This window comes from Candidatus Zixiibacteriota bacterium (assembly GCA_040752815.1).
GTDB lineage: Bacteria > Zixibacteria > MSB-5A5 > GN15 > FEB-12 > JAGGTI01.
The window spans coordinates 1-14263 of record JBFMGC010000063.1 but is presented as its reverse complement, the minus strand read 5'-3'; the positions used below and the strand labels follow the sequence as shown (position 1 = coordinate 14263).

6 protein-coding genes, 3 tRNA genes and 3 rRNA genes are annotated in these 14263 nt (G+C 56.0%); 9 read left to right on the top strand and 3 right to left on the bottom strand.

The window, feature by feature from the left end:
- A partial coding sequence (locus tag AB1772_12000; protein MEW5797063.1) for a hypothetical protein occupies nt 1-261 on the top strand: 261 nt, incomplete at its 5' end.
- A gap of 835 nt (nt 262-1096) precedes the next feature.
- Complete coding sequence (locus tag AB1772_11995) at nt 1097-4762, top strand: hypothetical protein (protein MEW5797062.1); 3666 nt, start codon at nt 1097-1099, stop codon at nt 4760-4762.
- A gap of 419 nt (nt 4763-5181) precedes the next feature.
- On the opposite strand, the gene AB1772_11990 is transcribed toward AB1772_11995, so the two are convergent.
- From AB1772_11990 to AB1772_11980, 3 genes are all read right to left on the bottom strand, one after another.
- Nucleotides 5182-6387 carry a pyridoxal phosphate-dependent aminotransferase gene (locus tag AB1772_11990; protein MEW5797061.1) on the bottom strand — a complete coding sequence of 402 codons (1206 nt, stop codon included), beginning with the start codon at nt 6385-6387 and terminating at the stop codon, nt 5182-5184.
- A gap of 200 nt (nt 6388-6587) precedes the next feature.
- Nucleotides 6588-6661, bottom strand: a tRNA-His gene (locus tag AB1772_11985).
- A 163-nt stretch (nt 6662-6824) separates the two neighbouring features.
- Entirely contained in the window at nt 6825-7043 is a 219-nt protein-coding gene (locus AB1772_11980) for a hypothetical protein (protein ID MEW5797060.1), read from the bottom strand.
- Between the two features lie 635 nt (nt 7044-7678).
- Between AB1772_11980 and AB1772_11975 the strand changes: the two genes are divergently transcribed.
- From AB1772_11975 to AB1772_11945, 7 genes are all read left to right on the top strand, one after another.
- A 16S ribosomal RNA gene (locus AB1772_11975) occupies nt 7679-9230 on the top strand.
- 142 nt (nt 9231-9372) lie between these two features.
- Nucleotides 9373-9449: transfer RNA gene (locus tag AB1772_11970), tRNA-Ile, on the top strand.
- Nucleotides 9450-9521: 72 nt separating this feature from the next.
- The gene (locus AB1772_11965; protein ID MEW5797059.1) at nt 9522-10343 is read left to right on the top strand and encodes a class I SAM-dependent methyltransferase; all 822 of its coding nucleotides are present in this window, start codon (nt 9522-9524) and stop codon (nt 10341-10343) included.
- Between the two features lie 35 nt (nt 10344-10378).
- Nucleotides 10379-10454: transfer RNA gene (locus AB1772_11960), tRNA-Ala, on the top strand.
- 149 nt (nt 10455-10603) lie between these two features.
- A 23S ribosomal RNA gene (locus AB1772_11955) occupies nt 10604-13612 on the top strand.
- A gap of 132 nt (nt 13613-13744) precedes the next feature.
- Nucleotides 13745-13861: ribosomal RNA gene (rrf, locus tag AB1772_11950) — 5S ribosomal RNA — on the top strand.
- The 16S, 23S and 5S rRNA genes sit together here with 2 tRNA genes alongside, the layout of an rRNA operon.
- 184 nt (nt 13862-14045) lie before the next feature.
- On the top strand, nt 14046-14263 hold a 218-nt coding region (locus AB1772_11945; GenBank protein MEW5797058.1), incomplete at its 3' end, for a hypothetical protein.

The following is a 14263-nucleotide window of genomic DNA, read 5'->3' as shown; positions in this document are numbered from 1 at the left end:
GGCTGCTGTGTGGGCCGCGTCGGCGACGCCAACAACAGCGGCGACGATGAGCCGACCATTGGCGACGTCACCGTTATGATCGACGCCAAGTTCATCAGCGGTACCTGCGACGGGATCATTGCCTGTATTCCCGAGGCGGACATTAACCAGTCGGGCGGTGGGAGTGCGACTTGTGAGGACATCTCGATCGGCGATATTACTATCCTGATCGACTACCTGTTCATCACCGGTCAGTCACTTGGTCTGCCGAACTGTCTATGATCTAATCGGTAGCTTGGGAAGCCTCAGGCTCCCAGGATTCAGAAGCGGCCACCCCAACGGGGTGGCCGCTCTCTTTTTGCGGTACTCAATCCTGCCCCGGTCTTTGCGACCTTATGGGACAGCCCCAACCGGGTGGCAAGCACCAGCCGCCGAAACCTGTAACCACGGATCTGTCTGACAATCGCCGCCGAACACCACTTTGCCGGGGGGCTGGGGGAAGGTGAGGCAGGCAGGCGCCCTGGGGGGCTCGCGTCGCGTCAAAGTGGGCTTCCCCTGTCCAGAAGCCAAGCTAAGACTGACTTCCGCAGCATTTGTAACTTGACGCAAAGCCTGGAGGGAGATATATTAGCATACAGGGTTTTTGGTGCCGGTCTGCTTTCAGACGGGCTCCGCGGACAGTGGACTTACTCACCATCGGACCTGCCGCTGGACAGGACGCACACTGGCCACATATACAATGAAGCCGCCGGGTTTCGCCCGCGAAGTCGTCTGATTTAATGGACGGCCTTGGACTATTGCCGAGCTGTCCGGATACAGAGTGATAATGCGCGTAGTTTTCCCTATTACCGGCGAGTCTCTGTTATTCGCCCGATCAGATTACACCGTCAGGACGGACTTTGGTTTTCATAGTCTCGGTCCGAGTCGCGGTGTCTTCTGCCCGAATCCGGATACAGGTAAGCGGCCACACGAAATATAGGAAAGGAGGTAGGTCTACAGAAAGAGACGGTGTATCAAGGCTTATCGGTACCAGAGAGTTTTTTCCCAAGGGTACCGGCCGATTGTATGAGGTCCCCGGCAGGGGACAAGCTTCAACCAAACTCGAAAGGGTTCAAGCATGTACAGAAAGTTTGCAGTAACCGCATCGGCTGCCGTACTGCTGCTTCTTTTGGCAGTAACAATCGATGCGAAAGTTGGAACCAAGGCGGACCTGGCCGACCAGGCGAGAGTCGAGAATATCACTCGCTTCAATATGCCGGGGCCGCACGAATTCATGTCGGTGTACTCCGAGGGCGACCAGCGTAATCCGAATCCAGTTTCGGTCTACGCACCGCCGGTCCGGAGATCGGTCGGAAGTGCGACCTCACCCGACGTTGGCCCGGGGATCGGCACCAGCATCGCGCTGACCTGGGACGACCAGCAGGTGTTCTACCCGGTTGGTCGCCACATCTCGCATTGGTGGAACGGCGAAGCCGGCGAAACCAACGAGGTGGAGGTTCATTTCACCTATGAAATGACTGTCGACACGCTGCCCGGTGATCCGTGGGCCGTAGTGGGCGATACTATTCCGTATCGCCAAACGGGCTACAACGTCTACGTCGCCACCGTGCCGACGGCGAACTGGCCGCGAGACCAGGATATCGGCTGCGTCCTGCAGGCGACCGACACTATCGGTATGGCCACTGGCGCCAACATCGCGCTGCGGCCGAACGGCCTGGCTACGATGATCGCGGCGGCACGCTTTTATGCGCCAACCCTGAGCGACGGCACCTACTATGTAGAGAACATGCTGTATTATCAGGGTTCGCAGTGGAGCTGCACATACGATCCGCGGTCGGCGCTGAACACGTCCTTTATCGACTCGACCAAGTACAAGCCTCACTGGGCCGGTTCCACGCTTGACGGCAACCACGCCGACTATCCCCAGGTGGCTTCTCAGGTCGATGGCGGCGGTAACGTGATAACCCACGTCCTTCTGGCCGAAAAAGAGGCTTTTGAGATCCTCGGTACCCCGGAGTGGGCGGACGATGTCGACTATCGTACATTCGCCTATTTCCGTAAGGTCGGCGACGGCCCGGCGGGTACCTGGAGCGCCGGTCAGGTGATCGACACCATCGAGAGAAACTTCGCCGACATGGCGGCCGATCCGTTCGGTTCTCGGGTAGTCATCGCCTATTCCAACCCGAGCTACTATGGCCGGCTTCTTAACAACGGCTGGGACAAGGACTGCTACTACCGTGAGTCAACCGATTATGGTGTGACCTGGAACGCCGTGGTCAATGTCACTAACTATTTGAACGCCATCACCGGTGTGCCTCACTTCTCGATGTACTACGAGACTAAGGCGCTTTACTCCTCTGATGGTAACCTGCATATCCTCTTCCAGCAGACCCCAGCTTCGGCCAATCCATATTTTGATGGATACAACTGGAGGGATTTCAACCAGGATATCGCTCACTGGGATCGCACTTCCGATGCCTACGTCAGGGTAGCCAACGGCACGTACATGAACGACGACTACCTGACCGGATCGATCAACACGATCCACTGCGGCTTTGGCGGCGATCCGGCCACCTACACTCAGTTCTTCAACCTATCTGAGTGCGACGGCAAGCTGTACGCGGTTTGGAACCAGATCCATCCCTGGGCGAACTACGGCGACTATACCATTCAGCCGGAGATCCTGACTGACTGTGCCTACACGGGTAACCGGCTGAATATGGCGAACCACGAGATCATGATGTCGGTAGCCGCGCTGGCCACGCCGACGTTGTGGGATCCGCCTCGCCATATCAGCAATACGTTTACTCCGGACTGCGGTCTCCCCGGCGACCCGCTGGCCACCGGCGGTGTTTGCGGCAACGAGTACAAGCCGTACGTCGAGCACTACGCTCTAAATGAAGCCGGCATGGATCTCACCTGGCCGGCCTCGAGCCTTGTCGACATGACCCCCGAAGGTGATCCGCCGTACGCCGGCAGCTTCTATTTGAACGCTGAGTATATGGATGACCAATTCCCGGGCGGTTCCTGGAACCCGAACGAACGCGAGCCGAACAGCGTCAACTCGCTTAACTCGATGAAGTGGTTGAGAATAGCTTGCGTGGAGCCGGTCGAGGCATCATTGATTGAGGCCCGTCCTGCGTCGCTGAACTTCCCGTTGTGGGTCAAGTTCGGCGAGACCGACAACTACACGGTGACGGTCAGAAACAGCGGCAACGTACCTCTCAATGTTTCTCAGATCGGAACCGTTGGCGGGGCTTGGCTTAGTGTTTCGAGCCCGTCCGGTTTGGTGGTGCCCGCAGGCGTCGTGAACACGGGTACCTTTGACATCATCATCAGCGGCGTTGGAATCAGCACCACTCAGTTCCTTGAGGGCGAAGTGTATCTGAAGTCCGACGCGGCCAACAACGATTCCTTGTCGATCAAGATCAAGATCCTCGCAGCCAACCATGTCGAAGCTGTAGCGTGGGATACTGCCACGACGCACCACTACATGTTCGACGAGTTCTTCGAGCCCGAAGGCGAGGTAATTGCCTTGGCCGTCAGTAACTTCGGTGAAGTCGGCTATGGCGCCTTGACGCAGGGATCCGTGAATTTGGACTACAAAGAGTCCGGCCTGGAGTGCGGAACCCGCGATCGCGATGAAATCTACATGTTCGGCGGTACTGCGTACGCGCTTACCGCGACCACCAGCGGCGGCGCTGGTGTTGAGCTAACCCAGTCGTTCAATGATGCCAACCAGGCTGATGAAACCGGGTGGGATCCTACCAACGCCAAGGGCAGCATCACCGGCGGTCTGACCGGCGGCGGCGCGTACGACTCTGTCTACACAGGTCGCTTCGTCAACCGCGATACGACCATCGCGATGGAGCGCATCGTGTATGCGCCGAGGTCGAGCACCCCGCTTACATCGATCCTGAATTTCATGATCGTGTATACGAAGGTGTATTCGGCCGACGGCCAGCCGCACAACCACCTGACTTTCGGTAACGCCGCGGACTTCGATGTTCCCGCCTCGGACCCGCCGAACAACAACTCAGCTGTTTCGGTAAGCGGCAACTTCGTATACCTGCAGGGTACGGACACGGCGGGCTGGGCCGGTTGTCAGCCTAATACGACGCGATTTGGGACCGAAGCCTTCGGCGGCGGCTATACGTCAGCCGAATTCCAGGCCAACAATTGCGTCAACGGCCTAACCTTTCACGCTTCCCGGACAGTGTATCAGCTCCTCTTGGAAGACACCACCCACCTGCGGAACGGCACCGATCTGATTCCTGATCAGCCGAACCCGGTGGTTTGGTGGGACGAGGTCACTATCGGTGGCGTAAGCGCGTCGGATCTGATGGATACCGACCTGGCCCTGATCACCACTTACGTCCACGACTACGACCTTGCTGCGACCGACACGCTGCACTACTGGACGGTGCTTTCGACCGTTCGGGACGGCACGATCGAGGATCTGGAGAGCCAGGTAGCCTATGCCAAGAACTGGTACATGCAGACCGTTCGTGGTTGCGGCGGAGGCTGCTGCGTGGGTCGCGTGGGTGATGCCAACAATAGCGGAGAAGACGAACCGACCATTGGTGACGTGACCGTCATGATCGACGCCAAGTTCATCAGCGGCACGTGCGACGGTATCATCGTCTGCTTGACCGAAGCGGACATTAACCAGTCCGGCGGCGCAACGGCGACCTGTGAAGACATTTCGATCGGCGATATTACGATCCTGATCGATTACCTGTTTATCACGGGTCAGTCGCTCGGTTTGCCGAACTGTCTGTGATTTAACGCGTAGCTTGGGAAACCCCAGGCTCCTGTGGATTGAGAAGCGGCTGCTCCTTCGTGGAGCGGCCGCTTTCAGTTTGTGGGCGTGTCGAATGGAGTGGCGAATCTGGCATTGCGTATAATACATACGCAATACCACCGTAATCTTGTCGCATTGACGGATTTATAGAAACTGTCGATTTTTATATCGCGAACAGAGAACCCTGACCATAGTTTTGGTCTGCGGGCGACCTGTTGCAGGAATGTAGTTTGGGCCAAGGCGGGGTCGGGCACAGTGTCCGCCCCGCCTTTATCATTTGGCTCCCCGACTTCTGCAAGGTGCGAGGCGTGTATTCGCTCTGCGTTGAACGGACCTCACGTACAGGATGCCGCGCAAGGGCAGTGGGTGGGAACTTCGCATCCCCCGATCGGGTGAGCTTAGACGGGCGAGCCGACCGACTTCCTAACGACTTCGGCAAACCGCCTCGCACCCACTCGGGTCTGATCGACGGTAGTCGCAGAGAACGAAATCCGCACGTGCCCCTCCTTTCCAAATGTGCCACCGGGAACAACCGCGACGTCGTTCTGAAGAAAGAGGTGAAAGAGGTACTCGTCAGAGTCATCAACCTTGGAGGGAAGCAGGTGAGTTACATCAGGAAAGAAATAGAACGCTCCTTGCGGCTTGGCCAGACTCGAAATGGCTGTTGCCAGCTCTTCGAACAGAATGTCCCGCCTACGCTGTAGTTCGGCCCGAAGGGAATCATGCCACGGGTCGCGGTTGGCCTTATCAGTTAGCGCGACCGCGTAGGCGTCCTGCAGCGGAGTGGCCACACCGGCGGTCTGGCTGTAGTCAGCACGGGAAAACAGGTCGCACACGAACGGGTCGCGGCAGACCACATAGCCTACTCGCAGTCCGGTCGCGGCGAAACTTTTGGACATGGAGAAGACCGCGATTGTCCTCTCATTGCCGAACTCGAGCATACTGGTGTGCCGCACGCCATCGTACAAGATCTGGTCATACGGCTCATCGGACACGACAATCACATCATGTTTTCGGCAGAGCTCATCGATCAGCCTGGTCTCATCGCGAGTGAACACCTTGCCGGTGGGATTGTGCGGCGAGTTGAAGTAGAACAAGTCGGCCCTTTTCAGGCCGTCCTCGAGCCGGTTCGGATCGAAAGTAATGCCGCTTCCAGTTTCTTCGAGATCGACCGTTTGGAAAACACTCTCGGCGTAGGGGAAGATGTTCCCGGTCAGGCAGGGCCAGTACGGGCTGAAACCCAGCACCTTCTTTCCGCGGAAGAGACTGAACGCCAGTTGCAGTCCTTCCTGGCCGCCATGCATGCAAACGATATGGGAGTTTTCAAGCTGGATGCCGAACTCAGCGTGGTATGCACGGACAGCCGCGATAAGGTTCGGTTCGCCGCCCGACTTGGGATAATTGGTCCGCCCGCGTGCCAGTGACGCAGACACGGCATCCCGAACGTACTGCGGCATGACCAGATTCAGATCGCCGCGCTGGAATTTGATAATGGAGCGACCTTCGCTCTCGAGGCGGCGCACCTCTTCGCTGATCGCTACGATTGAAGAAAGACCCAGATCGGTAAAGGAGTGGTGGAATTTGGTAGTAGTTGCGCCCGGCATGGCAGAGTCCCTTCTGTCAGAGTCCAATGACGGTTGTGGTAATCGCCGGACGAGGGCGGTGGATGTCGGAAACATCGCCGATATCGCGCTAACGGCCGGCTTTTCACTAATATAAGACCTTTTGTGTCCACTTACAATATGGTGTCAACCGGTAGGGGTAAAAAGTTCATGATAAAGGGGGAGGAGCGTCTGAAGAGAAATACCGGGGGGCGGGATTGAACCGCCGACCCCCTGTTCCACAGACAGGTGCTCTAACCAGCTGAGCTACCCCGGCAAGTCGCTGATCAAATTATCGGATTGTCGCATCAAGTCAAGAACTTAACGCCACTGCCGGCTTGTCCTGGGGCAACGGTCCAGACCATCCGCCCCCTTCAGTCGGACGGAACGGCCATCCAGGAGCGAACGAAATCGGCGACGGAGACAACCAACGGGCGTGGCTACGTACCGCAGCCGGACTCGGCGCAGCCGCGTTCGCGGCAGTCACCCGGATGACCGGCCCGAATCAGATAGCCGCTGGTACCGTCAGGGCGAGTGACAAAATCGATATTAATCACCCCGAATTGCTCCAGGGCCTTCTTCAGGCCGGGGTCGATGTACGCCGTCACGCCGTTGTGTTCCAGCTTGTCAAGATCACGAATGGACTCGTCCAGAGCCATGCCCAGCGACGGGCCGCTTCAGCCGTAGCCCTGAAAGAAGATAATCAGATGTTTCCCCTGGGCCTGGGGCGAACCCATGACAACCTGGAGCTGGGTGCTGGCGGAATCGGTGACGGCTAACATTTCGGCGTACCTCAATCGACTTCTTTATCCATGTGATCGGAATATAACCGATTCGATTCGAGCCTAGGCCAAAAAAAGTGTGCTTTTTCGAGGAAGTAGCGAGGCGACAGGGATTTTGAGCGCGGTTGCATGTGGCGCGGGGGTTAAAGATGGTGGCAATGGCCGTCGATAAAGATATGGCGCCGGATGGCAGCGGCGAGGTCGAACTATTTGGCAGGCAGAGGGATGAAAAGTGGCGATATTTTTTTGATTTTATGTAGAAACCCCTTGACATGTAGCGCAAGCCGGTTTATCGTACACGTCTGCCAGGTGTACATTTGTATGTCGGGCGGGTTTTTTTTCGCTGTTCTTTGACAACTGAATAGCCACGCTGAAGACAAGAGACAGTTCTTGTTTTCATGTCGCGGGTCCTGAGGATCACAAGATTCTTGAGACCTTTTCCAAGTAAATCATGGATACGAATGCGTACGTTCGTGCGCATTGGATCATGGTAATTATCGAAGTATTGATATTTTACGGAGAGTTTGATCCTGGCTCAGAACGAACGCTGGCGGCGTGCCTAATACATGCAAGTCGTGCGAGAAAGTCCGGCTTCGGTTGGACGAGTAAAGCGGCGAACGGGTGAGTAACACGTGGGAAATTTACCCTTGGGTCCGGGATAAGCCCTCGAAAGGGGGTCTAATACCGGATAATATCTCCGGGCGGCATCGCCTGGGGATCAAAGACGGGGCAACCTGTCGCTTAGGGATGATCCCGCGCTCCATTAGCTTGTTGGTGAGGTAACGGCTCACCAAGGCTGCGATGGATAGCCGACCTGAGAGGGTGACCGGCCACACTGGGACTGAGATACGGCCCAGACTCCTACGGGAGGCAGCAGTAGGGAATATTGCGCAATGGACGCAAGTCTGACGCAGCAACGCCGCGTGGGTGATGAAGCTCCTTGGAGTGTAAAACCCTGTCAGTGGGGAAGAAACGTGCGGGTAGTAACTGATTCGCACCTGACGGTACCCACAGAGGAAGTCCCGGCTAACTCCGTGCCAGCAGCCGCGGTAATACGGGGGGGACGAGCGTTGTTCGGATTTACTGGGCGTAAAGGGCGCGTAGGCGGACCTTCAAGTCGGGTGTGAAAACTGTCGGCTTAACTGACAGCCTGCACTTGATACTGTTGGTCTTGAGTACGGGAGAGGAGAGCGGAATTCCTGGTGTAGCGGTGAAATGCGTAGATATCAGGAAGAACACCGGTTGCGAAGGCGGCTCTCTGGACCGATACTGACGCTTAAGCGCGAAGGCTTGGGGAGCAAACAGGATTAGATACCCTGGTAGTCCAAGCGGTAAACGATGGGCACTAGGTGTCGGGGGTATCGACCCCCCCGGTGCCGAAGCTAACGCATTAAGTGCCCCGCCTGGGGAGTACGGTCGCAAGATTGAAACTCAAAGGAATTGACGGGGGCCCGCACAAGCGGTGGAGTATGTGGTTCAATTCGAAGCAACGCGCAGAACCTTACCTGGGCTTGACATGCTTGGGACCGCCGGTGAAAGCCGGTCTCCCCTTCGGGGGCCCTTGCACAGGTGCTGCATGGCTGTCGTCAGCTCGTGCCGTGAGGTGTTGGGTTAAGTCCCGCAACGAGCGCAACCCTTGTCCATAGTTGCCATCAGGTCATGCTGGGAACTCTATGGAGACTGCCGGTGACAAGCCGGAGGAAGGTGGGGACGACGTCAAGTCCTCATGGCCCTTACGCCCAGGGCTACACACGTACTACAATGGCCGGTACAGAAGGTTGCAATACCGCGAGGTGGAGCTAATCCCCAAAACCGGTCTCAGTTCAGATTGGAGTCTGCAACTCGACTCCATGAAGGCGGAATCGCTAGTAATCGCTGATCAGCAGGCAGCGGTGAATACGTTCCCGGGCCTTGTACACACCGCCCGTCAAGCCACGGAAGTCGGGAGCACCCGAAGTCGCTTATCTAACCGCAAGGAGGATGGCGCCTAAGGTGATACCGATGACTGGGGCTAAGTCGTAACAAGGTAGCCGTAGCGGAAGCTGTGGCTGGATCACCTCCTTTCTAAGGAGTTAGGTGTGCGGTCCGTCTCCGCGGACCGAATACTTAGGTCGACGACATAAAACAGGAGCACTCTTGCTCTTCAGCAGGCTATTTGGAATAAATAAATGTGGTCGCGTTTAGGCGACGCTGAAAGCCTCCGAGTGGGCCTATAGCTCAGTTGGTTAGAGCGCGCGCCTGATAAGCGCGAGGTGATTGGTTCAACTCCAATTAGGCCCACCATGGACCGGGCCTTCTTTGGAGTCGTGACTCTCAAGAGCCGTCGACCTCGCGGTCGTGCGGCAAGCGGTAAGCATGCCCGACGCGAAGTTTGACGCCGGCGCCTACTGGAAAGAGCGGCTTCGACAACACTTCGACCTCATCGGGGTCGGTTTCAAACGTCGAAGCATAGCCTACAATCGCCAGGTGTATCGGCTCAGAACCGAGGCACTCGACGAACTCTTCAGGCGGCACGGCTGGCCGATCGAAGGCAAGGCGGTTTTGGATGTCGGTTGCGGCACCGGTTATTTTATCGACCACTGGCTTAGGCGACGCGCCCGTCAGGTGACGGGGATCGACGTAACCGAGGTCAGTGTAGAAAGATTACGCAACCGGTTTCCCGACGCGAGATTTGTTTGCGCCGATATCGCGGAACCGAATTTGGATGTAGGCGGGACATTCGATATCGTAAGTGTATTTGATGTCCTGTACCACATCGTAGACGATAAGAAGTTTGAGCAGGCAGCCACGAACCTGTCGCGGCTGTGCCATCCCGGAAGTCGCGTGATTATCACCGACATGTTCGGGAAGTGCACGGTCGAGGTTGTGAAGCACGTTCGGAACCGGTCGCTGGACCGGTACCAGGAGGTTTTTTCGAAGAACGGGTTCAGGCTGCTTGAGTTGAGGCCGTTGTTTTTTACCCTGATGCCTCCCTCCCGGCTGGCCAGTCGGCCGGCGTATTGGGTCGGGGCGCTGGGCTGGGAAGCCCTGACGTTTCCGGCGCAGTGGGAGTGGCTGGGCGGGGTGATCGGCAGCGTCCTGTATGGGGTCGATTCCGGGCTGCGCCGAAGGTTCCCACGGGGACCGTCGCATCACCTGGCGGTGTTCGAGTTCACGGGAACCGGACCCACCCCGTAGTAGTTGGAATGGTGCGGCTGATCGACTCGTTGACTGGGGATGTAGCTCAGTTGGGAGAGCGGTGGCTTTGCAAGCCACAGGTCACCGGTTCGATCCCGGTCATCTCCACCATAGAAATGAAAGCCCTTTGTGGTTTTGATATAGGTCGCATGGGCGACCGTGCTCTTTGACAACTTCATAGTATTTTGGGTAAGCAAGCGATTGGTATCTTCCAATTGGTTGCGCAGTGTCTAATTAAGGGATGCTCTCAGATAGATTTCGGTTAAACTACTAAGAGCACACGGCGGATGCCTTGGCACTGGTAGGCGACGAAGGACGTGGTAAGCTGCGATAAGCCTCGTTTAGGTGCAAACAACCTTAGGCGGGGATGTCCGAATGGGGTAACCCGGCTCCGAGCAATCGGGGTCATCGTGCGCTGAATTCATAGGTGTACGAAGCAAACGCAGGGAACTGAAACATCTCAGTACCTGCAGGAAGAAAAAACAATAGTGATTCCCTCAGTAGCGGCGAGCGAACGGGGACAAGCCTAAACCGGACGGCACGTTAAAACCTGACAGTGTTGTGCCTTCGGTGTCGCGGGAGTCGACGGATCCGGTGTCAGACGGGTCGAGGAGTGAAAAACCGTATGTATAGACTAAGGACCTGGAAAGGTCTGCCGTAGCGGGTGACAGCCCCGTGGTCGAAATGCATGCGGCTCCTGTCGGAATTCCCAAGTATGGCGGGACACGTGGAATCCTGCTTGAATCTGCCAGGACCATCTGGCAAGGCTAAATACTCACCAGTGACCGATAGCGAACTAGTACCGTGAGGGAAAGGTGAAAAGTACCCCTGGCGGGGTGTGAAATAGTACCTGAAACCGTGTGCTTACAAGCGGTCGGAGGAAAGGCAGGTCTTCGGACCTGCCGGACTGACGGCGTGCCTATTGAATAATGATCCGGCGACTTACTTCTCTGTCGCAAGGCTAAGCGAAACTCTCGCGCAGCCGCAGCGAAAGCGAGTCTGAACAGGGCGACTCAGTGGCAGGGAGTAGACCCGAAACCAGGTGATCTAGGCATGGCCAGGATGAAAGTTCGGTAAAACGGACTGGAGGTCCGAACGCACCAATGTTGAAAAGTTGGGCGATGAGCTGTGCCTAGGGGTGAAAGGCCAATCAAACCTGGAAATAGCTGGCTCTCCTCGAAATAGCTTTAGGGCTAGCCTCGGATACAAGTCTTACGGAGGTAGAGCACTGGATGGGCTAGGGGCCCTACAAGGTTACCAACCCCAACCAAACTCCGAATGCCGTAAGATGTTCTCCGGGAGTCAGGCGGTGGGGGATAAGCTTCATCGCCAAAAGGGAAACAACCCAGACCACCAGCTAAGGTCCCTAAGTCATGCTAAGTGGCAAAGGAGGTGGAATTACTTAAACAGCTAGGATGTTGGCTTAGAAGCAGCCATCATTTAAAGAGTTCGTAACAGATCACTAGTCTAGTGATTCCGCGCCGATAATTCTCGGGACTATGCATGGCACCGAAGCTGTGGGCTTCGACTTCGGTCGGAGCGGTAGGGGAGCATTGCCTGTAGGTTGAAGGTGATCCGTAAGGGTTGCTGGACGGCAGGCAAGCGATTATGTCGGAACGAGTAGCGATAAAGCAGGCCATAAACCTGCTCACCGAAAGCCTAAGGTTTCCTGGGGAAGGTTAAACCTCCCAGGGTTAGTCGGATCCTAAGCCGAGGTCGAAAGGCGTAGGTGATGGAAAACAGGCTAAAATCCCTGTACCTGTAGTGTCGCGTTATACCTATGGGGTGACGCAGAAGTGAAGGTCAGACGGGTGATGGTTGTCCCGTTCGAAGGCTGTAGACGGGGCCGGCAGGCAAATCCACCGGCCTAACGTCGAGGGTCGTAAGGCAAGGTCGCAAGACCGAAGTGACCATAATCATGCTGCCAAGAAAAACCTCTATGGAAGTGGCACTGCAGTCCGTACCGCAATCCGCCACAGGTAGGCGAGGAGAATATCCTAAGGTGCTCGGGTGAACTCATGCTAAGGAACTAGGCAAATTGACTCCGTAACTTCGGGAGAAGGAGTGCCGGTAGTAGGTGAGTGATTTTACATCAGGAGCCGAAACCGGCCGCAGTGAAATGCTCGCGGTGACTGTTTACTAAAAACACATGTCTCTGCCAAGTCTCACAAGACGACGTATAGGGACTGATACCTGCCCGGTGCTGGAAGGTTAAAAGGAGAGGTTAGCTCCGAGAAATCGGGGCGACGCTTTGAATTGAAGCCCCAGTAAACGGCGGCCGTAACTATAACGGTCCTAAGGTAGCGAAATTCCTTGTCGGGTAAATTCCGACCTGCACGAATGGTATAACAACTGCGGGACTGTCTCAGCATGGGGCCCGGCGAAACTGTAGCAACGGTGAAGATGCCGTTTACCCGTATCGGGACGGAAAGACCCCATGAACCTTTACTATAACCTGACATTGGGTTTTGGTACCGCATGTGTAGCATAGGTGGGAGGCTTTGAAGCTGGTCCGCTAGGATCGGTGGAGCCGCCGGTGAAATACCACCCTTGTGCTATTGAAATTCTAACCTTGAGCCCTTATCGGGTTCAGGGACAGTGTCAGGCGGGTAGTTTGACTGGGGCGGTCGCCTCCCAAAAGGTAACGGAGGCGCACAAAGGTTCCCTCAGGCCGGGTGGTAATCGGCTGTAGAGTGTAAAGGTATAAGGGAGCTTAACTGCGAGACACACATGTCGAGCAGATGCGAAAGCAGGTCTTAGTGACCCGGCGGTTGTGTATGGAAATGCCGTCGATTAACGGATAAAAGGTACTCTGGGGATAACAGGCTGATCTCCTCCGAGAGTTCATATCGACGAGGAGGTTTGGCACCTCGATGTCGGCTCATCACATCCTGGGGCTGAAGAAGGTCCCAAGGGTTTGGCTGTTCGCCAATTAAAGTGGTACGTGAGCTGGGTTTAGAACGTCGTGAGACAGTTCGGTCCCTATCTGATACGGGCGCAGGAGATTTGAGGAGAGCTGCTTCTAGTACGAGAGGACCGGAGTGGACCAACCGCCAGTGCACCTGTTGTGACGCCAGTTGCATCGCAGGGTAGCTGCGTTGGGAAGGGATAAGCGCTGAAAGCATCTAAGTGCCAAGCCCCCTCCAAGATTAGATCTCCCGGACTTTGTCCCAGAGACCCCTGGAAGATGACCAGGTCGATAGGTCACAGATGTAAGCGCAGTAATGCGTTAAGTCGAGTGATACTAATAGGTCCTGCGGTTTAACCTAAAAATCTATACTGAGCGCGCCCCTAATGCACGGCGCAACCGGTTGGGCGATACAATCGCGAACATCTTGTAGGTCGAAACCCTTGCGGTTTCGACAATACGGTCTACTCAAAATACTATGCCATCAAAGATTCTCGGTGGCGATAGCGACGGGGTCACACCTGTTCCCATTCCGAACACAGAAGTTAAGCCCGTCTACGGCGATGGTACTGCACCTGAGAGGGTGTGGGAGAGTAGCAAGCCGCCGGGTTAAAATACAACACCCCCTCCGCTCAAGCGGAGGGGGTGTTTTTTGTCCCACAATAGCCTCGGCCGGCCAGCCGGGAGCTGATTTCAGAAGGTGTGGAAATAGGCAAAAAAGTAGCGTAGCCTTTCGGTGAAAATTCAAACCGAAACCGGTCGTGGGAAGACACGACCAACGAAAGGATACGCTGATGGCAAAGTATCAGAAGTTGACGAACAGCGCAAGCACAATCGAGAATCTGGTAGCCCACAGCTTGCTGTGGGTAATTTGGAGGTTCGACGATGACACGACTCCGCCATTACGACAACGAATTCCCGAGGGTCGGCGGGTATTCTGGCAGAAGCGGTGTTATGATCATAATTGTCGTTCGATCGACGCGACGATAGAGAAGATCAATTACTGCCACAA